The sequence below is a fragment of the Mechercharimyces sp. CAU 1602 genome (assembly GCF_024753565.1).
Taxonomy (GTDB): domain Bacteria; phylum Bacillota; class Bacilli; order Thermoactinomycetales; family JANTPT01; genus Mechercharimyces.
In genome coordinates this window covers 1,983,161-2,006,090 of the sequence record NZ_JANTPT010000001.1, presented here as the reverse complement: position 1 = coordinate 2,006,090, position 22,930 = coordinate 1,983,161, and the positions used below count along the sequence as shown (strand labels likewise).

Annotated in this window: 25 protein-coding genes; 22 read left to right on the top strand and 3 right to left on the bottom strand. The window is 42.6% G+C overall.

The window, feature by feature from the left end:
- The 10 genes from NXZ84_RS10260 (at nt 1) to NXZ84_RS10215 (ending at nt 9,947) form a co-directional block, all read left to right on the top strand.
- Complete coding sequence (locus tag NXZ84_RS10260) at nt 1-1,224, top strand: hypothetical protein (RefSeq protein ID WP_258840159.1); 1,224 nt, start codon at nt 1-3, stop codon at nt 1,222-1,224.
- A 2-nt stretch (nt 1,225-1,226) separates the two neighbouring features.
- A complete protein-coding gene (locus NXZ84_RS10255; RefSeq protein WP_258840158.1) occupies nt 1,227-1,871 on the top strand; it encodes an ABC transporter ATP-binding protein in 645 nt (214 codons plus the stop codon).
- Between the two features lie 137 nt (nt 1,872-2,008).
- Complete coding sequence (locus NXZ84_RS10250) at nt 2,009-2,476, top strand: S1 RNA-binding domain-containing protein (protein ID WP_258840157.1); 468 nt, start codon at nt 2,009-2,011, stop codon at nt 2,474-2,476.
- Nucleotides 2,477-2,578: 102 nt separating this feature from the next.
- Nucleotides 2,579-3,010: a ferritin-like domain-containing protein gene (locus NXZ84_RS10245; RefSeq protein WP_258840391.1), complete on the top strand. Its 432-nt coding sequence runs from the start codon at nt 2,579-2,581 to the stop codon at nt 3,008-3,010.
- 286 nt (nt 3,011-3,296) lie between these two features.
- Entirely contained in the window at nt 3,297-4,169 is an 873-nt protein-coding gene (locus NXZ84_RS10240) for a DUF6612 family protein (RefSeq protein ID WP_258840156.1), read from the top strand.
- Between the two features lie 421 nt (nt 4,170-4,590).
- Entirely contained in the window at nt 4,591-5,676 is a 1,086-nt protein-coding gene (gene pdhA, locus NXZ84_RS10235; protein WP_258840155.1) for a pyruvate dehydrogenase (acetyl-transferring) E1 component subunit alpha, read from the top strand.
- Nucleotides 5,676-6,656, top strand: coding sequence for an alpha-ketoacid dehydrogenase subunit beta (locus NXZ84_RS10230; RefSeq protein WP_258840154.1), 981 nt, complete (start codon nt 5,676-5,678; stop codon nt 6,654-6,656). The genes pdhA and NXZ84_RS10230 overlap by 1 nt, the downstream gene beginning before the upstream one ends.
- 22 nt (nt 6,657-6,678) lie before the next feature.
- Nucleotides 6,679-8,001 (top strand): dihydrolipoamide acetyltransferase family protein, encoded by a 1,323-nt coding sequence (locus NXZ84_RS10225; protein WP_258840153.1) that lies wholly within the window; start codon nt 6,679-6,681, stop codon nt 7,999-8,001.
- Nucleotides 8,002-9,420, top strand: a complete 1,419-nt coding sequence (gene lpdA / locus NXZ84_RS10220) for a dihydrolipoyl dehydrogenase (protein WP_258840152.1) — start codon at nt 8,002-8,004, stop codon at nt 9,418-9,420.
- A gap of 134 nt (nt 9,421-9,554) precedes the next feature.
- Nucleotides 9,555-9,947 (top strand): acyl-CoA thioesterase, encoded by a 393-nt coding sequence (locus NXZ84_RS10215; RefSeq protein WP_258840151.1) that lies wholly within the window; start codon nt 9,555-9,557, stop codon nt 9,945-9,947.
- Between the two features lie 37 nt (nt 9,948-9,984).
- Here NXZ84_RS10215 and NXZ84_RS10210 read toward each other — a convergent pair whose 3' ends face one another.
- Nucleotides 9,985-10,221, bottom strand: coding sequence for a DUF1128 domain-containing protein (locus NXZ84_RS10210; RefSeq protein WP_258840150.1), 237 nt, complete (start codon nt 10,219-10,221; stop codon nt 9,985-9,987).
- Nucleotides 10,222-10,486: 265 nt separating this feature from the next.
- Here NXZ84_RS10210 and NXZ84_RS10205 point away from each other — a divergent pair, with 265 nt between their 5' ends.
- The 4 genes from NXZ84_RS10205 to NXZ84_RS10190 are packed head-to-tail and all read left to right on the top strand — an operon-like array spanning nt 10,487 to nt 13,405.
- Complete coding sequence (locus NXZ84_RS10205) at nt 10,487-10,924, top strand: DUF2203 domain-containing protein (protein ID WP_258840149.1); 438 nt, start codon at nt 10,487-10,489, stop codon at nt 10,922-10,924.
- Nucleotides 10,925-10,953: 29 nt separating this feature from the next.
- Entirely contained in the window at nt 10,954-12,348 is a 1,395-nt protein-coding gene (locus tag NXZ84_RS10200) for a sensor histidine kinase (RefSeq protein ID WP_258840148.1), read from the top strand.
- An 18-nt stretch (nt 12,349-12,366) separates the two neighbouring features.
- Nucleotides 12,367-13,008: a response regulator transcription factor gene (locus NXZ84_RS10195; RefSeq protein ID WP_258840147.1), complete on the top strand. Its 642-nt coding sequence runs from the start codon at nt 12,367-12,369 to the stop codon at nt 13,006-13,008.
- Nucleotides 12,995-13,405, top strand: coding sequence for a thiol-disulfide oxidoreductase DCC family protein (locus tag NXZ84_RS10190; protein WP_258840146.1), 411 nt, complete (start codon nt 12,995-12,997; stop codon nt 13,403-13,405). Before NXZ84_RS10195 ends, NXZ84_RS10190 begins: the two co-directional genes overlap by 14 nt.
- Nucleotides 13,406-13,538: 133 nt before the next feature.
- On the opposite strand, the gene NXZ84_RS10185 is transcribed toward NXZ84_RS10190, so the two are convergent.
- Entirely contained in the window at nt 13,539-14,942 is a 1,404-nt protein-coding gene (locus NXZ84_RS10185; RefSeq protein ID WP_258840145.1) for a M28 family metallopeptidase, read from the bottom strand.
- A gap of 269 nt (nt 14,943-15,211) precedes the next feature.
- On the opposite strand from NXZ84_RS10185, the gene NXZ84_RS10180 reads away from it, so the two are divergent.
- From NXZ84_RS10180 to NXZ84_RS10165, 4 genes are all read left to right on the top strand, one after another.
- Nucleotides 15,212-16,204, top strand: coding sequence for an acrylyl-CoA reductase family protein (locus NXZ84_RS10180; protein WP_258840144.1), 993 nt, complete (start codon nt 15,212-15,214; stop codon nt 16,202-16,204).
- Between the two features lie 194 nt (nt 16,205-16,398).
- Complete coding sequence (locus NXZ84_RS10175; RefSeq protein WP_258840143.1) at nt 16,399-17,337, top strand: helix-turn-helix transcriptional regulator; 939 nt, start codon at nt 16,399-16,401, stop codon at nt 17,335-17,337.
- A 105-nt stretch (nt 17,338-17,442) separates the two neighbouring features.
- The gene (locus NXZ84_RS10170) at nt 17,443-18,186 is read left to right on the top strand and encodes an MBL fold metallo-hydrolase (RefSeq protein WP_258840142.1); all 744 of its coding nucleotides are present in this window, start codon (nt 17,443-17,445) and stop codon (nt 18,184-18,186) included.
- Nucleotides 18,187-18,453: 267 nt separating this feature from the next.
- A complete protein-coding gene (locus tag NXZ84_RS10165; RefSeq protein WP_258840141.1) occupies nt 18,454-18,807 on the top strand; it encodes a hypothetical protein in 354 nt (117 codons plus the stop codon).
- A 140-nt stretch (nt 18,808-18,947) separates the two neighbouring features.
- On the opposite strand, the gene NXZ84_RS10160 is transcribed toward NXZ84_RS10165, so the two are convergent.
- Nucleotides 18,948-19,595 carry a hypothetical protein gene (locus NXZ84_RS10160; protein WP_258840140.1) on the bottom strand — a complete coding sequence of 216 codons (648 nt, stop codon included), beginning with the start codon at nt 19,593-19,595 and terminating at the stop codon, nt 18,948-18,950.
- A gap of 291 nt (nt 19,596-19,886) precedes the next feature.
- Between NXZ84_RS10160 and NXZ84_RS10155 the strand changes: the two genes are divergently transcribed.
- The 4 genes from NXZ84_RS10155 to NXZ84_RS10140 all read left to right on the top strand — a co-directional run bounded on the left by NXZ84_RS10155 (nt 19,887) and on the right by NXZ84_RS10140 (nt 22,927).
- On the top strand, nt 19,887-20,714 hold the full coding sequence (locus NXZ84_RS10155; RefSeq protein WP_258840139.1) for a sulfotransferase family protein: 828 nt from the start codon (nt 19,887-19,889) through the stop codon (nt 20,712-20,714).
- A 12-nt stretch (nt 20,715-20,726) separates the two neighbouring features.
- Nucleotides 20,727-22,253 (top strand): glycosyltransferase, encoded by a 1,527-nt coding sequence (locus NXZ84_RS10150; RefSeq protein ID WP_258840138.1) that lies wholly within the window; start codon nt 20,727-20,729, stop codon nt 22,251-22,253.
- A gap of 61 nt (nt 22,254-22,314) precedes the next feature.
- Nucleotides 22,315-22,467, top strand: coding sequence for a hypothetical protein (locus tag NXZ84_RS10145; RefSeq protein ID WP_258840136.1), 153 nt, complete (start codon nt 22,315-22,317; stop codon nt 22,465-22,467).
- Between the two features lie 313 nt (nt 22,468-22,780).
- A complete protein-coding gene (locus tag NXZ84_RS10140; RefSeq protein ID WP_258840135.1) occupies nt 22,781-22,927 on the top strand; it encodes a hypothetical protein in 147 nt (48 codons plus the stop codon).
- Nucleotides 22,928-22,930 lie beyond the last annotated feature (3 nt).

Genomic DNA, 22,930 nt, shown 5'->3' with positions numbered 1-22,930 from the left:
ATGTTAAAAGTCGTGTGTGCTACTGTTTTGGTTTTAACAGGTATGTCATTAATAACCCAGTATACTAACTTACATACTCAAGAAGATCGTATTCTATCTCATAAAAAAGACATGGGAAGATGGGGAAACATGAGGGGCTATGGTATAGCTGAATTTTACGTTGGCCATACAACAGCATATACCATAGAGGAAGAGTTAGAAGAACAATATGAAGTGGGCGATGAGCTATATAGATTATATCCACTGTTTAATAAGATAGGATCAGTCTACATCGATACTAGTCAGTACGAAGAAGATTCGCTGCTGTTAAATGCAAATACGGGAGGGATTTTGTCTGTAACTATAAACATAAATTATTTAAAAGAGTTCCCTGCTTTTGATCTGGAGGGAAACATTGTAGAGGTCACTGAATCCGAGATAGACTGGATTGTGCTTGTCCCTGAAAAATATCGCGATCGAGAAAAAGATATTCGAGAATATTTTTATAAAGATAAGGAAATGAGAGATTTTTATCTTGTAAAAGACGAAGGACAGGAGATGAAAATTATCTGGATGGAAAATGACCAGTATATATTTAGCTTTAATCCGGAAGTTTTCCCATCTCAGTTCAATAAAATCCTTGATCCAATCCTGCATGTAAAGACGGAAAACAACTACTTATTTACCTATAGAAGCGGCATTAAGGGAAAGGGACTATCTGATCCATTAAAACTTAAGTTAATCGATGGGAGTACTTCACTTACCTATGAAGAGCTTGAGTCTGAATTAAAGACATATCATTTGGATGATGAAGTCAAGATATCTTCTCTTCAAGAATATGTAGAAGAAGAAGTGAATTCCTTACAAAAAGAGATTAATATAATCTCTTTATTAATGTTAGGAGTTTTTGGAACGTTCATATTTTTGACTGTACAGAATATGATCATTTTTTTTCATGAGCATCAAAAACGATTGGTAGTTAAACGTATATTCGGTATTGGATTTTATAAAACCTATTGTAGTGCCTTCTCATGGTTAATCTTTACCTCTATACTCTTTATTCTGTTTAGTAGATTGATGGACTTGGCACAGCCTCCTATGCTCCAATCTATTCATGGAGTTATGAACATAAATTTTCTGGTAATCATTCTCATTTTACTAGGTATTGAAGTCGTGGCAACTGTGATTACTCTTGCCGTGATGGAGAATCGAAACAAGATCAATGTAATTAAGGGAGGAAACTAGTGATGAATTTAGTCTGTGAAATTGAACATGTAACCAAACGGTATGGAAATAACACAGTTTTCGATAAAATTTGCTTTGATGTTGTTCAAGGAGACATTATTGCTATCACTGGAGAGAGTGGTTCGGGTAAAACCACCTTACTAAACATCATCGGCATGTTAGAAAACCCAAATGAAGGAATTGTGAAGTTGTTTGGTGAAGAAAGACCATCTATTCGATCACGAAAAGCAAATATCCTTCTTCGCACAAAAATATCTTTTTTATTCCAGAATTACGCTTTAATTGAGCAAGCTACTTTGAACGAAAATCTCACAATTCCGTTGACCTATGTGAGAAAATCAAAAAAAGAAAAAAGAGAGTTAAAAGTGCAGGCTCTTCGTGAAGTAGGGTTAAACCTTTCACTAAAGCAAAAAATACATGAACTATCAGGGGGAGAACAACAACGGGTTGCTATGGCGCGTCTTCTTCTCAAACCCTGTGAGTTGATTTTAGCCGATGAACCAACAGGTTCTCTAGACGAAAGAAACAGAGATGATATATTACAAATTTTAAATAAGTTGAATCAAAAAGGAAAAACCATAATTATCGTTACTCATGATCCTGTGGTGAAAGAAATTTGTAATCGGGAAATTCGATTATCTAAATAGTACTTAATGTCTGTTCCATGCTCAAATCATTAATCTGGTGGAATGGTGTGTATATATTAGGAATAGGGATGAGTAGTGGTAGGGGTAGTTGGTGATGGGAGAGCTTATGGAAGGCTTTCGGAAACAGTGTTTAGCGAGTGTGCCTATTGACTTTCCCTAAGAAAAGTGTTACTTTTATACAGGATGAATATTTTATCGGGAGTGTTAGGATGAGTCAGCTAACGGAAGGATCCGTCATTAGCGGCGAGGTCGTGGCGATCAAGCCCTTCGGAGCATTTGTCAAAATAGAATCCGGTGAGACGGGTCTTGTTCATATTTCGCAGCTCTCTGCAAAATATGTAGAGAAAGTTGAAGATGAGTTATCGGTAGGGGATACGGTTAAAGCTAAAGTGCTGAAAGTGGATCCTTCCGGTAAGATATCACTATCGATCAAAGCCTTGAGTGAAGAGCGTCCGCGCAACAACAACCGTCGCAGTGGCGGTGGTGGTGGCGGAGGGGGTCGTCGTGGTGGCCCTGGGGACTTTGAAGATATGATGAAAAAATGGGCAAAGAGCAGTGAAGAACGGCTGAGCGCTCTTGCCGCTAAACAGAAAAAAGGCCGTTAAGCCCTATCGAAACGCACCTCACAATAAAGAGGTGTGTTTTTGTTTACAAATAAAATGGAGGGGGTATATAAAGAGCAAAGAGATAAGGGGAGTGGACACATCATGGATGCAAAGTTAAAAACATTGATTGATGGGTTAAATGAAGATTTGGGGTATGAATATGCGGCAGTCATTCAATATACAAACAATGCGGCGGTCGTGTCAGGATTAAGTCGCCAAACATTAAAGCCGTTCTTTGAAGCCGAAGCACGAGATGAGATTGGACATGCCTCATATTTGGCTGAAAAGATTGCTACTCTTGGGGGAGACCCAGTAGTAGAACCGAAACCTGTTAAGATGATCAGTGATGTTCGTACGATGCTCCAACATGCGCGCGATGAAGAAGCGGCTACCATTAAACGTTACAAAGAGCGAATGGATCAAGCAGAAGCAGTTGGGGAAATCGCACTCAAGATTCAGTTGGAAGATATGATCGCCGATGAAACCAATCATAAGGAAGAATTGGAGCGACTTTTAAAAGACCCGCGTTTGTAAGTGAAGGGTCCGTATAGAAGATACAACAATAGAAGGGATAGCCCACTCAGGCTATCCCTTCTATTGTTCTTTATGTGGACTTTTCTTTTCTAAATTAGGTGAAGTCTTTCATCTGATTCTTCGGTGTTTCAGTAAAAATCGAGATGAGTTTGATTGCAGTAGTGGATGTAGTGATAAGCTGTAATATGATATTCTGAATACGGTTAGTTGGAATAGTCTGCTTATCTTTGTTGTACAATGATGTGAATGAGAACGAGAATATGGGGAAGGTGAAGGAGGAGTAGAGATGAAGTGGTTAGGTAAAATGATGATGTTGATTTTTATGTTAGCGGTAGGGGTGGGCTGTTCGGCGGATGAGGAAGCAAAGGAGAGCAAAAAAGAACAAGTTACAGAAGTAAAAGAAGATGCTCCGCGTACCTTGGAGGAAGTAGTGAAGCGAGCCAGTGCGGAGATGGCGAAATTGGAGGGTGCCCGGTACAGTGTAGTGGGTGAGCAGATGTTTGATGTGAAAGTGGACGAGCAACAGAAGAAGATTAAGACCATGACGGATATGAAGATGAATTATACGCAAAACCCATTGGCGCTTAGCATGAAGGGTGAAGTGAGTGCAGATGAGAAAAAGATCCCAGTAGAGGCGTATATGGTGGGTGGAGATGTATATCAAAAACAGCCTGAGGGTAAGTGGATGAAAATGAAGGGTGTGGGAACCGAATCGCAGGCCAAAGCGCAAACAGCCTCTGATAGTCTACAACATGTGCAGACAATCTTAGAAGAAATTCAGAAAGAAGAAAGCGAAGCAATCACTATGGAAGAGACTGACCAACATTTTATTATCGATATTTCATTAGCAGGTAGTGAGGATCAATATATGTTGGACTATTTCGAGCGACAAGTGGTAGAAATGCTGGGTCCACAGCTGCGACAAGCACAACTTCCGGTAAAAGATGAAGAGGTCAAATTAGAGAAAGTTAATGAGAGGATTTATATCAATAAAGAGAACTTGCAACAAGAGAAGCTGGACAAGACGATGGAGATAGAGATTAAAAATAAGCAGATACAGTTGTCGGGTAGGCAAAAAATGACGATTACGTATGAAGGAGAATTTGTGGAGGAGATCACAGTTCCACAGAAAGTGAGAGAAGCGACGGAAAACAAATAGATATCTGAATGAGGGTATTAGGAGATGGCTACGGTGGTGGTAGTCATCTTTCTTTCTGTTTTTGAGTAGAGAGCATAACTGATGCATAACAGGAAACAGAGATTAATACAGTTATTTAAAATTGATGATAGATATTGACTGATAATGAGTTATGATTGATAATATAAGTGATATTAGCATGTTAACAGATGTTGAGGATTAACTAATACAGTTTTAGACGAAGCATAAGATATACGCGAATCACGCATGCCGGCGTTTGTCTATAAGGGGATAGGGGAATGGTATGAGAAGAACCTAACCAGTTTCATGCATGAAGTAGTGCTCATTTTGAAAGCATAAGAGGGAATGTGTGTAAAGAACGGCGATATGCGCTCTACCACAGGCGTGGTATGAAAATCATCATAGAGGTGAGGTGACGGGTATGGCTTATACAATTCAGCCAAAACCAGAAGTAGAGATGTTTCAAATCTTAAATCCCGATGGAGAGATTAATAAAGGGAAAGAGCTACCTAACTTATCAAATGAAGAGATGGTAGATCTTTATCGATGGATGCTTACTCTTCGTACCTTTGATGGACGAGCGATTAAGTTAAACCGTCAAGGTCGACTCGGTTTTTACGCCCCTTTGGGTGGGCAAGAGGCTTGTCAGATTGGAGCAGTAGCGGCACTTAACAAAACGGACTGGCTTTATCCCAGCTATCGCGATATGGGTTCGGCTATGTATCATGGTTTACCGATGGAGCAAGTATTTTTATATTCGCGTGGTCAAATAGGTGGAGGAAAGATGCCGGAAGATGTAAATGTGTTCCCCCCACAAATTATTATTGCCGGTCACCTTTTGCATGGGATGGGAACAGCGTGGGCATTTAAACTGCGAGGGGAAGAACACGTGACGATTTCTATGTTTGGAGACGGAGCAACGTCGCAAGGTGACTTCCACGAGGCACTTAATTTTGCAGCTGTTTATGATGCTCCTACCATTTTCTTTTGTCAAAATAACCAGTACGCTATCAGTGTTCCGATTGAAAAACAGATGAAAAGTGAGACGATCGCACAAAAGGCGATCGCTTATGGAATTCCAGGTGTACAAGTAGATGGCAACGACATCTTTGCGGTCTATCAAGCTGTGAAAGAAGCGGCAGAACGGGGACGCAAAGGTGAGGGTCCTACATTGATAGAAGCGGTTACGTATCGGTTTGGTCCGCATACAATGGCGGGCGACGATCCTCGTAAGTACCGTCAGGAAGATGAAGAGAGTACGTGGAAAGAACGCGATCCACTAAAACGGATGCGTCAACACTTGGAGCGGAACGATTTATGGTCGGAAGAGCAAGAAAAAGAGCATGAAGAATCTGTGCTGCAACGCATGTCCGAGGCGATTAAGAAGGTAGAGGGCATGTCTAAGGGAGCGATCGAAGATGTGATTGATGATGTATATGCGGAATCACATGCAGATTTAAGCGCACAGAAAGAAGCGTATGTTCGTTGGAAAGGGGAAAATAAATAATGGCTACGATGACCCTTATTAAAGCGATTACGGATGGAATGCGTGCGGAGATGGAGCAGGATGAGCGCATTATCGTTCTGGGTGAAGATGTAGGTGTAAATGGTGGTGTATTTCGTGCGACCGAAGGGTTACATGAACAGTTTGGCGAAGAACGTGTGTTTGACACTCCATTAGCAGAATCGGGGATTATTGGCGCCGCAGTGGGCATGGCAGCTGCTGGGTTGCTCCCGGTAGCGGAGATCCAATTTTTTGGCTTCGTCTACGAGACGATGGATCAGATCTGTACACAAGCAGCACGTACTCGTTTCCGTTCTAATGGGCGATTTACGGTTCCGCTCGTTGTGCGCTCTCCTTATGGTGGTGGAGTGAAAACACCAGAGATGCACTCGGATAGCTTAGAAGCTCTATTTCTGCACACCCCAGGTGTAAAGGTGGTTATTCCTAGCAATCCATATGATGCGAAAGGGTTGTTAATCGCTGCGATGCGTGATCCTGACCCGGTTATTTATTTGGAGCCGATGAAGTTGTATCGTTCGGTTAAAGGAGAAGTGCCAGAAGAAGCCTATACCGTACCGCTCGGGAAAGCAAATGTTGTGCGGGAAGGGTCAGATGTAACTGTGATCTCCTACGGTGCGATGGTACCGATGGCAGAGAAAGCGGCCGAACAAGCGGAGAAAGAGCGTGGAACGAAGGTAGAAGTGATTGATTTACGTACGATTGCTCCGATGGATATGGAGACGGTACTCGCCTCTGTGAAGAAGACAAACCGTGTGGTGATTGTGCATGAAGCGGTACGCTCTGGTGGTGTAGGGGCAGAGTTGATTGCTCGGATTAACGAAGAGGCAATCCTTCACTTAGAAGCGCCAGCGATGCGCATCACCGGCTTTGACACCCCCTATCCGATTTCTTCTTTGGAAGATGAGTGGTTGCCATCGGTAGATCGGATTGTGGCTGGCATCAATCAAGTGCTCGATTTTTAACCGTTAAAGGAGGAGCAAAACAGTGGCCTATTCATTTAAATTGCCAGATGTCGGCGAAGGCATTCATGAAGGTGAAATCGTTAAGTTGTATGTGAAGGAAGGGGATGACATCAAGGAAGATGATGTTGTTGCTGAGGTACAAACGGATAAAGCCGTTGTAGAAATCCCCTCTCCTGTGACGGGAACAATCAAGAAGATTTATGCCCAAGAAGGAGAAGTATTAGAAGTTGGTTCGGTGATGGTAGATTTCGATACTGAGGATGCGCCAGCTGGCGGGGAGAGCAGTGAAGAGGAAGTTACACAAGCGGAGCCAGAAGAAGAGGAGAAGAGTGTTGATGAATCCTCTTCTACATCTGAGAATAAGGGAGCGGTAGACTCTTCAGATAGTGGGGAGAGTGCTCAAGAGAAGCGAGCCGTTAAAGCGATGCCATCTGTACGGAAAAAGGCGCGCGAGTTGGGCGTCGATATTGCAAAGATAGAAGGAACTGGACGAGACGGTCGAATTCTACTGGAGGATTTGGAGCGAGGCGAAGGAACGCAGGCGGAAAACACATCTGAAAAAGGAACAGAAGCGAAGCCACAAGAGAGCAGTGCTGAAAAAGCGAATACAGAGCAAAAAGCACCGGCGGCTATCTCTGTCGATACGGAAGAACGTATTCCGCTGCGAGGTTTGCGTCGCACCATTGCAAAACGGATGGCGGAGAGCAAATTTACCGCTCCTCATGTTACAATAATGGAGGAATTGGATGCCTCTGAACTGATCGCCCTGCGTAAGTGGGCCAAACCGATGGCGGAAGCGCGTGATATCAAACTAACTTACTTGCCGTTCATCATGAAAGCGGTTCTTGCTTGCTTGAAGGAATTTCCTACGCTTAATGCCTCGATTGATGAGGAAGCGGAAGAGATTGTACTTAAGAAACAGTATCACCTGGGAATGGCGACATCGACGGCCGATGGTTTGATTGTGCCCGTGATTAAAGAGGCGGATCGTAAGTCAATCTTTGATCTTGCGCAAGAAGTAGGAGACCTGGCTGAGCGCACGCGGAATCGCAAAGTAGAAGCACATGAGCTCAAAGGGAGCACCTTTACGATTACCAATATCGGTTCATTTGGAGGTACCTTCTTCACCCCAATCATTAACTATCCTGAGGTAGGGATCTTAGGCGTGGGGAAAATTGCTGATCGACCTGTCGCTATCGACGGAGAAGTGGTCGTACGTCCTGTGATGGCAATTTCACTCAGCGTCGATCATCGCTTAGTGGATGGTGATATCGCGGCTCAATTTGTGACACGCGTGAAGGGGCTGTTAGAGAATCCCAAATTATTAATGATGGAGATGAGCTAAATGGTCGTAGGAGATTTTGCAACAGAAGTAGATGTGCTCGTCATAGGTGGAGGTCCGGGGGGATATACCGCGGCGATCCGTGCAGCACAAATGGGGAAAAGTGTAACCCTTGTGGATAAAGCTGAAGTGGGAGGAGTATGCCTTAATGTAGGGTGTATTCCATCCAAGGCGATGATCAGTGCGGCAGAGCAAGTGGCTCATATAAAGAAAGCTTCCACCATGGGGATTGAAGTGGAAGGCATGTCGATTGATTTTTCCAAGATGATGGATTGGAAAAACTCTGTAGTTAATAAGCTGACAGGTGGTGTGAAAACACTCCTAAAAGGCAATAAAGTAGAGGTTATTCAGGGAGAAGCATACTTTACAGGTAAAGATTCTGTTCGAATCGCGACAGAAAATAATAGCCAAACGTATCAATTTAAAGATTGTGTAATTGCAACAGGTTCACGCCCTCGTGAAATTAAAGCAGTTCCGTTCGATCATAAGCGCATCCTCTCTTCTACAGGGGCACTTTCACTAAAAGAAATTCCGAAACGCTTAGTTGTGGTGGGTGGCGGTTACATTGGTCTTGAGTTGGGAACGGTGTATGGCAAGTTGGGTAGCGATGTTACGATTCTTGAGGGGACAGAGAGCTTGTTACCAGGAACCGACCCTGCTATGGTCCGAATGGTAAAGCGGAACTTGAAGAAAATCGGCGTCAATGTCGTAACCAATGCATTTGTACAGTCTAGTGAAACCAATGGTGACGAGGTAACCGTAACCGCAGAGGTGAAAGGAAAAGAAGAAACCTATCAAGCAGATTATGTGCTTGTTTCTGTAGGGCGCACCCCGAATACTGACGAGCTAGGATTGGATCAAGCAGGAATCAAACTGGATGATAAAGGATTAATTCCTGTAGATAAGCATTGCCGCACAGAAAATGAACACTTGTATGCGATCGGTGATGTGGTCTCAGGTCCTATGTTGGCACATAAAGCCAGCTACGAGGGTAAGGTAGCAGCCGAAACCATCGCGGGCGAACCAAGTGTGATTGACTATCAAGCGATGCCGTATGTTATCTTTAGTGATCCAGAGATCGCATATACTGGATTGACAGAAGCAGAAGCGAAAGAAGAAGGATATGAAACCGTAACCAGTCGCTTCTCTTTTCATGCCAACGGGCGCGCGCTTTCAATGGAAGGTGCAGATGGTTATGCACAAGTAGTGGCGGAGAAAGGGAGCAACCGTTTACTCGGTGTACAGATTGTTGGGCCAGAAGCATCTTCACTCATTGCAGAAGCTGTGTTTGCGATTGAGATGGGAGCAAATGCTGAAGATCTCAGTTTAACAATTCATGCTCATCCTACGCTACCAGAAGCATTGATGGAAGCAGCGGAAGGTATTATGGGACATGCCATCCATATGGTGAACAAAAAATAATAAGTACGTTATCCACCTGAAAATCCCGGCGTAATGTCGGGATTTTCATGCTTACAGAGAGGGTATAAGTAGAATATTGTCGAAAGTAATGAATATGTGAGACGATTGAGATCATGAAGAGGGTGTGTTAGAGGATGGAAAGCGAAATTAAGATTATCGTTCGCCCGACAGAGATCGACGCGATGGGACATGTGAATAATGCCAAATACCTCGAATATATGGAGTGGGGACGAGAAGATTGGTACAATCAAGTGGGGCTCCCCTTTGATTTATTTACAGAGATGGGGATTGGTACAGTTACTGTGCATATTGCGATCAATTATCGGAAAGAGGCTTTGCTCAATCAACATTTAACTATTCGTACTCATGCAGTGAAAGCGGGGCGAACCAGCTTCGTACTACAGCATATCATTGAGAATGAAGCGGGTGAACGGGTAGCAGATGCAGAAGTAACAAGTGTGACGATTGATCTGGAAGCGCGCAAAGGTGTTCCTCTGCCGGAGCAGTTGCGGCAACTTTTCACCTGAGAGTTAAAAAGCCGCCTCTATGGGCGGCACGTCGCAATTATGCATCCGTTATTTTACGCATTGATGCAAGTTCAGCTAAAATTCCTTCTAACTCCATCGTCGTCATCTTTCCTTTTTTCTTTTCCACTAGGCGATAGAGATCGTAAATATCCTCGTATTGATCCAGATTGAAATCTTCGGCCGAGATGATACTGCCATTAACCACACGTAGGTTGGTTTTCATGTTTTCAATCATAAAATGCATATTCTCTTTATTTGGTTCTCCTAGATTCATAGGATCGCTCCTTCTTTTCCAATTCATCCGTCGGTCCTTATTCCATTGTAATGAAATTTAAAGAAAAATGATAGGGCAGTTTCTCTTCTGAAATACGAGTATTCAGATGTACATACATGCTTTATTTATATCAAAGTAGTATTAGGACTAAACACTTATCATGTTTGAAAGAAACATTGTGGTGAAGTAAAGGATGGTCCCGGTATCACATTAATAACAACAAGAGATTTAACAGCTAAAAGAGAAAGATGGGTGGAGATAACGGATGAATAGCGAACAAAAAGTATTTACACGGGATGAAGCTAATCAATTGCTTCCAGAACTGAGTGTGGTCTTGGATCACTTGCGGATGCTGAAACAGCAACAATATTTGAGCTATCTCGAACTGCAGCAACTACAAACGGCGATGCGCGAGATAGTGGAGAGTGAAAAACCACGAGATCCTTATTTTGCTCATGAAGTAGAGTTGGAGTTTCTTCATATCCAGATGAGATCCGGGATAGAAGAGGTGAAAAAAACAGGCGCAATCTTAAAAGATATAGATCACGGTGTGGTTGACTTCCCTGCTTGGATCGATCACGGCGAAGCGTTTTATTGCTGGCAATATGGTGAGAAAGAAGTTACTCACTGGCATCATGTGTGGGAAGGGTTTCATGCTCGTAAAAAAATACCAACAGATAACGAATCATCAGAAGAAGAGTAAGGGTAGAAACGAAGTGCTCTAAATCAACGATGAAAAGATGGTTATCAGTATTAGATATGTTAAAGAACGAAGGGAAGGGGAGTATGCTTTATTATTTTATCGTACTGTTAGTGGTGGCAATTGCTATAGCAGGAGTGCGTCCAGAAAGCATAGTCAATCGATGGGCAGCATTCTTTTTAATAAGCGCTAGTCTAGGTGGGCTCGTTCCTACGATAGAAGAATGGGTTAGAGCAGGTCATGCTCTTCCAGGATGGATAGAATGGGCTAATCAGACATGGACTCCTTTCGGTGTGCTTATGTTTGCGTATGCCTATGCAGGCTGGAAACCAGCTCGGAAAAATGAATATGGATGGTGGTTGTTCCCCGTTATCTGTTCATGGATATTGTATCCGTTCCTACCTCAGGGGAAAGTTGCTGCCTTGTTTCTAATCATGTGGGTGGGCCCCTATTATGTACTCGCTTGTTATGTGTTATTGCGCTCTACACTACGTGAACCGAATCCGCTACAGCGTCGCAAACGCTGGATGATGACGGCGATCGTTGTCCCTACCGTTCTGGGTATCTTGGTATTGATCAATGGTATGAGACTGATTCGACCCAATTTTGATTTTTTTCCATATGTTTCACTTCTCATTGGTTATTCTCTTTTATTGGGGATTATTTCGCTCTTTTTGTACGGAGTACTTGGCATTCGTATCCGGGTGGAAAGAGAACAGCTGGAACGAACCTTGCGTTCAGCAGAGTCTGGGACAAGCTTATTTCATCACACAATTAAGGGGGAGATTGGTAAGATCTCATTGGGAGCAGATAACTTACGGGGTATGTTAAGTGGAGAGGAGAGGGTGGCACGACGTCAATTGGAAATTATCGCTTCGTCCGCGCAACATATGAAGGAGATGGCAGCACGAATGCATTCTCTTACACAAAAGGTAGCATTGTTAGAAGAGTGGGTTGTTATCGATTTGCTCCTTGATGATGTACGCCTTTCTTTTGCAGATCAATGGAAGGAAGCTCGAATGCGAACAGTAGTAGTAGGTGAGAAGCCTTTATTGTTTTATTGTGATCCGGTGCATATGAGAGAAGTACTAACCAACCTAGTGCAGAACGCATTTGAAGCGGCGACCCCGGCAGCTACGCTCGAAATCAGAGTGGAGAGAACAGCGCGTCATGCAGTTCTTACTGTGACTGATACAGGTGCTGGAATCGCTGCGGAGCATATTGAGCGAGCACACGAGCCGTTTTTTACGACGAAGGGAAAAAAGACTAATTATGGTTTGGGCTTGTCTTATGTGTATCAAGTGGTACGTGAAATGAATGGGAAAATAAGTTTGCAGCAACATCAGCCTCAAGGAACAGAGGTGCGTCTGCAATTTTCCCCTGAGAGGCTAATAGCTATGCAACAGGAAGAAAAAATGTCTCTTTAAAGAAAGGAGGGGCGCGTGGTGGAGGGAATTAAGCTATTATTGGTGGAAGATGACCACGATTGGATAGACGGTTTAACCATATATTTGAGTAGAGAAGTAGATTTAAACGTAGTGAAGGCAGTTACTACTAAGGAAGATGCAATTGCGGCCGTTCGAGCGGATTCGTATGACGTGGTGGTGATGGATATCGTGTTAGGAGATGATGAGGGGGCTGGAATCGAAGGGGTAATGGCTATTCAAGCGATACGTCCTACACATGTAGTGATGCTTACTTCATTGGCTGAAGATAAGGCGATCATGGACTCGTTTGCGGCAGGTGCCCTCAACTATGTAGAAAAAGCAGACTATGTCCAGCTTCCGCACGTTATTCGAGCGGTTTTTCGCAATGCCCGTCCTTTAAACATTTTACAGGAGGAATTAGCACGGCTTCGAAGAGAGGAAGCGCTTCACTCGCTTACCCCTGCTGAGCGAGAGATTTTTACCCTGTTAGAATTGGGATATACACAGACGCAGATTATGAAAAAGCTATATAAAGCGGAAAGTACAGTTAAGAATCAAGTGAATCGGATTTTGAAGAAGCTGAGGGTACGCACAAGTCGTGAAGCCGTTGCCAAGATAAATGGAGTGAGGCAAGGAGTGGGTTATGATGATAATCACTGATTCTCATGCTTATATTTTATACGATGGAGAATGCGGTCTCTGCCATGCACTTGTCCAATTTGTGATTCCACGTGATCGTCAAGGAGTATTTCGCTTTATTTCTTTACAATCGGATAGGGGGAGAGCACTATTACGTGCGGGAGGATTAGATGATCGGGATTTTAATACGTTTGTTTTGATTGATCAGGGGAAGTATTATATAAAATCTGAAGCGGCGCTACGAGTAGCTGGTTCTTTACAGGGAATGTGGAAGCTGCTGAGGTTTTTTTACATTGTACCCCGTAGATGGCGTGACAGCGTATACGATGTGATCGCTCGATATCGTCAGCAAATTTTTCCTCAGCCTTCAACATGTAAAACCTATCCGAAGGAATGGCGAGAGCGGATATTGGAATAACTGAGGGTGAGTAAACGTGGTATACTTCTCTGTTACTTTAATTGCAAGATGTAATCTAATTTGGTTTAGTGTTAATGAATAAAATCCCAGGCAACAGTCCTTACTGTCGCCTGGTGGATTTTATTTTTCCCTATTATTTTTTCGCTGCGGGTGCAGGTAGGGGATCTTTGCTGTTTACTTTACCGGGGGTAAAGCCTTCAATCTTCATCGTTGGGGCTTCTTCACGCTCGGGCAGCTTTTTCTGGTTTCCGAGATGATTGATAAGCAGAGCGGTGAGTGTACCCACGCGATAGAGATTGTCCTTATCTATTTTGTCGGGGGTATCTTCATCAGTATGGTAGTAAGGATCTTCCGAGTAATGGAAGAAGGCTACTGGGATACCGGCATCTTCAAATGGTTTGTGATCACTACGAGTAGAGGCACCCCGCTCGTAGTTGTATCCATAGGTAGATACATATTCTTCTGCTAGGTCTGCAACGAAGGAAGAGCTATCTTCAGCGGCGGTCATGATATTGAGTGTATCACCTACCCCCACCATATCGAGGTTGATCATGGCAGCGATATCCTGCTTCTCTTCATCGCTAAGCGATTCGACATATTTTTCGGCACCAATTAAACCAGACTCCTCTGCACCGAAGAAGATGAAGCGAATGTTGTGACGAAATTTCTCTTTGGATAATGCTTTGGCTACTTCGAGCAAGGTAGCGGTACCGGAAGCATTATCATTTGCTCCTGGACCGTCAATGCTGTCATAGTGAGCACCGATGACGATCGTCTTTGCTTTTTTCTTGGCGATTTTCGCTGGAAGCTCAGCGATGACGTTTTGTGAGTAGCTCGGTTTGTATTCGGCATCTGCTTTGATTGTCATGGAGACGGTTTGTCCTTCATCAAGCAATGATTTCACCCATTCACCTTCTTCTTTGTTCATGGCGAGTGCGGGGATATCACTGATTTGAGTGAGCGTACCGCTTATGATACCATCACTATGGTTAAAGATGATGGCACCAATAGCACCTGCAGCAGCAGCGTTTTGTACTTTGTCATAGAAGGAGAGTTCACCGCGTTTGATAAAAGCGATTTTCCCCTCTAGATCTAACCCTTCGAAATCTTCAGGTTTCCCGAGATCGGCATAAACAATATCTGAGGTGATTCCCTCAGCCGGTGTGGCAGGAGTGTATTCGAAGGTATTTGATTCTAGTTGTTTGGACTCGGGGCTGTTGATCGTAATCTCTGAACCACGAGCAATATAGGCGAGTACCGGAAAGATTTGACGGTCAGTTTTCAGTTTGTAGTTCTTAAGTCGCTTCTCTAAGTAGTTGGCGGCTTTATGCTCACCGTCAAAGCCTGTGAGGCGAGGATTATCCGCGTCTGCTAAGCGTTCGATATGTTTTTGAATACGATTCTTGTCGATTTTATCTGCAATGGTTTTTACTTTCTGCATCGGCTGCATCAAAGGTGCCGCACTTACAGAGCTTGAGAACACCAGCAACAAGGATAGAGCAAGTAACACAATAATGCTACTCTTCTTACGTTTCATCCTATAACCTCCCGGAATAATGTGAATGTTTGTTCCGTTATTATTCTATCTAAATAGAAAGGTTATTGTCAATAGAGTGAAATAAATGAAAGGAAAGGGTGGTAAGCAAGTGCAGGATTAGCCACTAGTATTATAATGGGGTTGTGAACGATCTAAACAGTGAGTATGCCGTATATGATAGGAGGCGAAGATATCTGTGTCGAATATAGGTGACGTGGGAATAAAGTTTTTAAGCGTTTGTTTTTCTATGAACAGTGGGGGGAGATCATATGACAACCTTTCGTGCTTTATATGTACATAAGGGTGAAGAGGAGTTTACAAGTGAGATTCGTTCTTTGACATTGGCGGATATAGATGAAGGTGAAGTGATTATCGAGGTTAAGTACTCGAGTATCAACTTTAAAGATGGACTTGCTAGTATTCCTAATGGGCGTATCTTAGAGAAATATCCGATGGTACCTGGAATTGATTTAGCGGGTATCGTGCTTGAATCTCAAGATGATCGTTATCAAGTGGGAGATGAAGTGATTGCGGGGAATGGGGCTTTGGGAGTATCTCATACGGGAGGGTTTAGTGAAGTGGCCCGTATCCCGGCAGAGTGGGTGATTCCCCTCCCACAGGGATTGTCACTAAAGGATGCAATGGCATTGGGAACAGCTGGATTTACCGCCGCGATGTCAATTCAGCGTTTAGAAGAGAATGGATTAAGACCAGGAGGAGAACCTGTACTCGTGACGGGAGCTACTGGTGGGGTGGGTTGTACGGCTATTGCGATGCTTTCGCAACGGGGTTATGATGTGGTAGCAAGTACAGGCAAGGAGAGTGAACACACTTTCTTACGCGAACTAGGGGCAAGTGATGTAATAGGACGAGTAAGCGTAGACGGTGAAGAGAAGGTAGGCCCCCTGTCGAAGCGTACCTGGGCTGGAGCCGTCGATCCTGTCGGTGGTAATACCTTAAGTTATCTCTTACGGACGATGGATTATAGTGGTTCGATCGCTGTGAGCGGACTTACTGGTGGTGCAACGTATTCATCAACGGTATATCCGCTCATCTTACGTGGGGTCAACGTGCTTGGAATTGATACGGCGCATATCTCACGGGAGTATCGGGAGCAAATCTGGAAGCGATTAGCGACTGATCTTAAAATCGAAGATGTAGCGGATAGAATTGCGTTTGAGATTTCCCTTGATCAATTACCGACAACCTTGGAACAAATTTTAGCAGGTAAGATGAGAGGAAGGGCCGTATTAGCGTTGTAATCTAAAAAAGAAAGTAAGTAATTGACAAGGTTTGTGTGAGATGACAGAGGGACGCATAATGAGCAAGTTAGCTGTGAAATTAGCTAGATCTATAAGGTGAGGAAGGGGGTTTGATGGCCCCGTTCCTTATTTTGTGCGGGGTGTGTGCCGCATATAGAAGATTAGAAGGCTATTGGCGGAGGAGAACGAATGGGATGAGGGTAGAAAGACTATTATCTATTATTTTATTACTTCTAAAAAGAGATGTCATGACGGGTAAAGAGCTTGCTGATCAGTTTGAGGTTTCGTTAAGAACCATTTATCGCGATATTGACAAGCTATGTGAAGCAGGTGTTCCTATCGTTGCAGAAGGAGGTCATGGAGGAGGCTTTTCACTCATGGAGCAATATAGGTTGAGTGAGATGTTTTTTAATTCGTCAGAGGTTCAGGTACTCTTGCCGATTATGGCGTCGCTATCTTCATTGGTTGGTAGAAATGAAATTCCAGAAAAAATTCTACATAAGCTAGCGCTTCAGGACCAGAGTCCAAGCAGTGGGGAAAATAATATTCACATTAATATTTCGCAACTCAATATGGAGGAGAAAACAAAATCTTATTTTCGATTGATTAATAAAGCTTTGCAGAATAAACTTTTAATCCAATTTGATTATACAAATAGACGTTTTATAAAGGAGAGACGATGTGTTGAACCAATTCAGATTGATTTCCATCATGGATATTGGTCTGTGATAGCGTTTTGTCACTTGAGAAAAGATTATCGTCGCTTTAAATTGAGCCGCATGCAGAATGTCTCTTTGGGTGAAAAGTTTTATAGCCAACCTATTTCCGCTGAGGCATTGCAAGCAGTATTTGAACAGGGCTACATTCGGAACAGTATAAAAGTGAAACTTAAGTTCTCTATACACATAGGACCACACTTACAGGAGTATTTTCCGCTGACTAGTATCCAGCCAGATGAGGAGGGAGGCTTTATTGTAGAGGAAGATTATCCTTATGAGGAGGGTTTGCTTCGCTTTATATTATCATTTGGGAAAGAGTGTGAAGTGATGGAACCGGCGTTCCTAAGGTTAGAAATGAAAAATTACCTTGAAGAGATGATAAAACATTACGGTTCCTATGAGGAAAAAACATGAGCTAGCTCATGCAGGTTATAAATAATGATTGTTTACAATCTTGGCTGACCACCTGTTGTCAGCCATTTTCAGTTATGATGAGAGAAAAGAAAAGGGGTCCACATCATGCTTAAACAAACGATAGCTGACGGAATCTACTTATATCAATTTGCACCTAATCCAGGAGGACATTTCGGGTTTAATATACTTGCACTTACTCACGAAGATAAGGCACTCTTGATTGATACAGCTTTTGAAGATCATGCGCATCAAGTATTTACTGACTTAATAAAAAACGATCTAAAACTGGACAGCGTTGTGATTAGTCACTTTCATCCTGATCATATAAGTGGTTTGAAAAGCTTGCCTCCTGTACCTCGTTATGGGCATGCGAATGCGCAAATCACGTTAGATAAATGGACAGCAAAAGAAGAGCATCCTCATATTGTTCCTACTTTTGAGATAGGCGAAAAGACGAAAATCCAATTTGGTAACTTTGAGCTAGTGATGATTCCGTTACCTGGGCACTCTATCTGTACGATGATAATAGATATTAATGGTCAATTTGTGCATGTGGCAGACGAAATTATGACCTCTAATGATGGAAGCCCTATTTTGCCGTTCATTACAAATACAGTTCAGAGTCATGTCAAATCGCTTGAAGCATTAAAACATTATTGTGATTACACCATGATTCTCGGCCACGGTATTTTGCTCAAAGGGAGAGAGAAGATTTTAACTGAAATTAATGATCGCCTTTCCTATCTAAATGAACTATTAGCACATGATAGCAAGATTTCGGTGGAGGTTGCTACGGCTAAATGTTCTTGCACCTTTCTTCATTTAGAGTTACATGAAAAGAATGCCTGACTTTTTAATCTGAATGGGGAGCAGTCTATCTAGATCAACTCATTTAGAATTAATAATAATTTACTAAATACGTTTAAAAATGATAGTAGAGAGAAGACGAATGATTTGATCGGATCGTAAGATTAATAGTATGAAATCAAAGATTATATGTTATTTCTAGATGTACGATTCCTTTGATTTATCATAAATTCATATTATTGCCATGATACTTTCGGTTGTGTATATTGTAGTTGAGACCTAAAAATTGATTATTAAGGGGAGATTTTGATGATCAAGAAGACTGCAATAGCTGTGGTTTCATTGGCAATGGCTTTGTCTGTGTTCGTAGGAACTGAAGCGACTTATGCAGATGGGCTATACAAGATTCAGAAGACAGGTTCAGGCTTGGATCTGCGTGCTAGTAGTCCAACAATTAACGGAGCACGATCAGAAACCAATATTCCGGATGGGAATTACCTTTATTTGTATTGTTACGTAAATGGTCAATCTTACTTTGGCAGTACGGTGTGGAACTGGGTGGATGATAATAATTATGGTGGTAATTGGGATTATGGTTACGCTCCCGACTACTTTATCTATACAGGGACAAGCCAGCCTGTAGTTGAGTACTGTAGCTTTTAACTTAGTTTCAATATAAAAACAGCCGCTTCATAAGCGGCTGTTTTTATATTCTTACAAAGAGTAAATATCCAATATAAAGCTATAGATGGTAAGTGATAACCAACAACCAAAGGAAATTAGGATATTAAGGCGTTTAAAGCTTACATTTTAACCTTGAAGGTTTCCGTTTTGTTTGTGTTGTCTTGGATGGACTGGGTTTGTACTTCGGGTATAATCTTCACATAGTTTAACTGATTAGGTTCTTGAGAGAGAAAACATATTAGTGTGAATTCCTCTTTCTCATTTGCTTTTAAGCTCATGATTTTTGGATCTGCATTCATACTTTCTACATCTACTTCTTCTCCATTACTTAGTACAAGTCTCTTTATCGGTCCTTTTTCTAAGTTTAACTGTTGATTTGAGGTGTTCTCTAATGTTGTTGTTAACTGAATGGCGTTCATTTCCTTTGTATTTAGTCCTCTTGTTTTCAGGTTGTACTTGGCGATATCACTTAACTTTGTACTATGTACGATCTTAATTCGTTCTATTTGTATTCGAAGAGAATCTGTTTCCAGTGTTACATTAGGCTCACTTATCTGTTTTAAAACGAACGTTCCTAGGGGATGCTTTGTTTCCTTCCCCACCTGTGTTAGAGGTTCATTGTACTCTCGTGCCTTTGCAGTAGGTTCGCTGGACTTTGTTTGATTCGTATCAGCCTGAATTTCGCTTTCAGATTCTGTTTGATTTGTACAAGCAGACAATAGAAGACAGATCGATATAATTATATAAGGAATATTCTTTTTTTTCATCATGACATCCTCCTTACAAATATAGTAACCCATTTCATCTATCTGATGTGATTATACCATATAGTCATACATAGATTCCCTTAGATTGATAAAATTAACGATGTGATGTTAGATATGCGGGAAGCAAATCTTAGTGTGAAAGGTATCACCAGCCGCACAGAAGTAATACCTTCCTTTCCGTTTATTTATTCCTAATTATAAAATAATCAAGCGTGACCGAGATAGAGTTGTACTATCTGATACCTCGATGGAATGTAATGTACGTAAGAAGGAAGCAAAGGAGAGCTGTTCATGTCTAGCCGTGCGATCTGTATCTTGGGAACGGGGCGTAGTGGAACCTCACTGATGGCACACCTGCTTTGTAATCTGGGAGTATATTGGGGAATAAATTTGTTGCCGGCAGATCGAAATAATGAAGGGGGGTACTGGGAAGATCGTGAGATCATTGGCATGCATCGGTCAATTCGCCAACGTTATGGGAGTCCGCTCCCCTTTCTTCACCCGGAGTGGGTGCAGACACCTTATGGTAAGGAAATCAAAGAGAAGATAACTGCTTACATAAAGTCCGACTTCATTCAGCATCCTCTCTGGGGCTGGAAGGATCCACGTACATCTGAGTATGTGGCCATGTGGAAAGAAATTGCTAAAGAGTTGAACTTTACGTTGCAGTATGTGGTAATGGTTCGCAACCCACTCGATGTGACGTATTCAATGAGGGAGTCGTGGGGAAGTTCAGATGGGGGAGCTCTTTTTTACTGGAAATTGCATGCTTTGTTAGATTTATATATGACTGAAGGTGAGTCCCGATATGTGGTCGAATATGACCGCTTATTGTCTCATCCAGTGGCAGAAGTTAAACGATTATGGGACGCCTTGGATATACCGTCGGAAGGGGATGAGTGGTTGGCTAGGAAAACATCAGAGGTGGTTAATCCTAAGCTACACCATCATCGAACGGGGACGGAACAATGGGAAAAACTAGCATATACTCATCCTGCTATATACAACCTATATTGTTTATATCGACGAGTGGCAGAAGAACCTGCTTTACTTGAGCAAGAAAAGATAAAGAGAGAAGTAGAGTGGATGGTAGAACAGATGAAAATGAAAGGACATTAAGGGGGGATGAAGGTGAAGAAAATTCTTATTGCCAGTATTGTGGGGACGAAAAAAGAAGTAGTAAGTCCATTTCTTCAGTCCGTGGAGAAACTGGTTACATTAAGTTGTACGATTGATTACTTTTTTTACGATTACCAGCTTCATGAGGATAGTAAGAAAGAGTTGGCTTTATTTGCAGAGCAATATGAGAATACGATCCTGCGTATGTCTAATAACGATGATCGTGCTGATGAGGGGCAAGTCCATGAGTGGAAAATGGCACGGCTAAAAAATATTATTCTCGACTATGCGCGCGATCATCATTATGATCATCTCCTCTTGGTAGATGCTGACGTGGTACTTCATCCTTACACTGTAGAACAACTGCTTTGTAACGATCAAGATATTGTATGTACGTTGTGCTGGACACGGTGGCAAGAAGGGGAGTGTGAGCGTCCGCAAGTATGGTTAGAGGATGATGGAAGGCAGTATCAGTTAGACCAAGGGAGTATGCCTACGAGAGAGAAACAGGCTCACTTGACTCAATCCTTTATGGAGCAAATGAAAAAACCGGGGGTTTACGAGGTGGGGGGAGTGGCGAAGTGCACGTTGCTGAGTCGTAAGGTACTTCTATCAGAGGTGCGTTACACAAAAATTCCCTCCCTTTCTTTTAGAGATCCAGAGCGCCATTTTGCTATCAGAGCAGTAGTGCACAACTTTAAGCTCTATGCGGATACTCACTTTCCCGTCTTTCATTTATATAATCAGTTGAAGATCGCTGATTTGTCTCGCTATCTGGAGTGGTGTCAGCGAACGGTAGAGAATCTGAGCCCTGTTAAACAGATACAGGTGCGGCGGAAGATACGGGATAATCGCTTGATAGCAGTGATGCAAGTGCGGAACGAAGCGGATCGCTATCTGGAACAAGTATTACACAGTATAACTCCAGTGGTAGATGAGATTGTAATTGTTGACGATGCTAGTACTGACGACACAGTTTCGATATGCCGCTCTTTTGACAAAGTGAAGAAAGTAGTGGAACTATCCACTTCTTCTTTTCAGGAAGAATGGAAATTGCGCCAATTGGTATGGGAAACGGCGTGTGATTGTAAGCCAGATTGGATTTTAGTTATTGATGCGGATGAGATTTATGAGGAGCAAGCGCTTCACAAGTTACGTGAATTGATAAACCAGGGGGAGTATGATTGGTACGGGTTTCAGTTTTATGATTTTTGGGATGGGTATACTCATTATCGCCAAGACCACTTGTGGCGTTCTCCACACGTGAAAGTGACATTGGTGCGCTACATACCAGAGCTCGCTTATACCTTCCCGCAGATGAATCACCATGTGCCCAAAATACCGCTCATCTATCAGCAGTTGCCGGGTAAGGTAACTGATTTAAGAGTGAAGCACTTGGGGTGGGCGGGAGATGAGAAGGAGCGTTATCAGAAGTATTTACGCTATCTAGAAATGGATCCTGAAGGGAAATATGGTAGTATGGCTCAATATCAGTCTATCCTAGATAAAAATCCACGATTAGTAGAATGGAAAGAATAGGACATAGAGAAAGGGGATTGGTTGAATAGAGCAGAATGGTAGAAAAGAGAAGGAAATGATAATGCGGGGGGAAACCGTGGTGGGCTTCGGAACAGTGGAGATCGCTCTCTTGATCTTCGGGATGATTGGGCTCATTGTTGTAGTTGACATGGCGGTAAATCGATGGGTGCGCTACAACAGGGCTCGTCAGGAACAGTCACCTGTAAGGAAGTAAGTGTGAATAAAAGGCTTTCATGATATGACAGCGAGATCTCTGTGCGAACGATGAACGCAGGTTCAAAGTTGCTCTTAGAGATCTTGTTTTCTTATTATACGATATAATTGATGGTGAGCAGCTCGAGTTCGTGTTATTTTGCATTTTGATTGTTTCTTTAATAGGGTTAGCTGAGAGGATAAATATGGTAGTGAAGAGGTGGATTCGTTATTATATCGATGATAGGTCAAGGAAGATGATGAGGATTAATGGTGATTAATGACGATTCCATCTATCTGTTGGGAAAACAAGTGCACGGATCCGCCTGAGTGGAATGGGTAGTACTAACAAATTTGAAAGTGATATGGATGAAGGGAGGAATTGTGGTGGTGAGTATTCATTGGCCAGGGATCATTATGTCGATTCTGTTATTAGTAGGTATAGTCGTGGGAGTAAATCTGGTAGTGAAGAGCTGGATTAGATA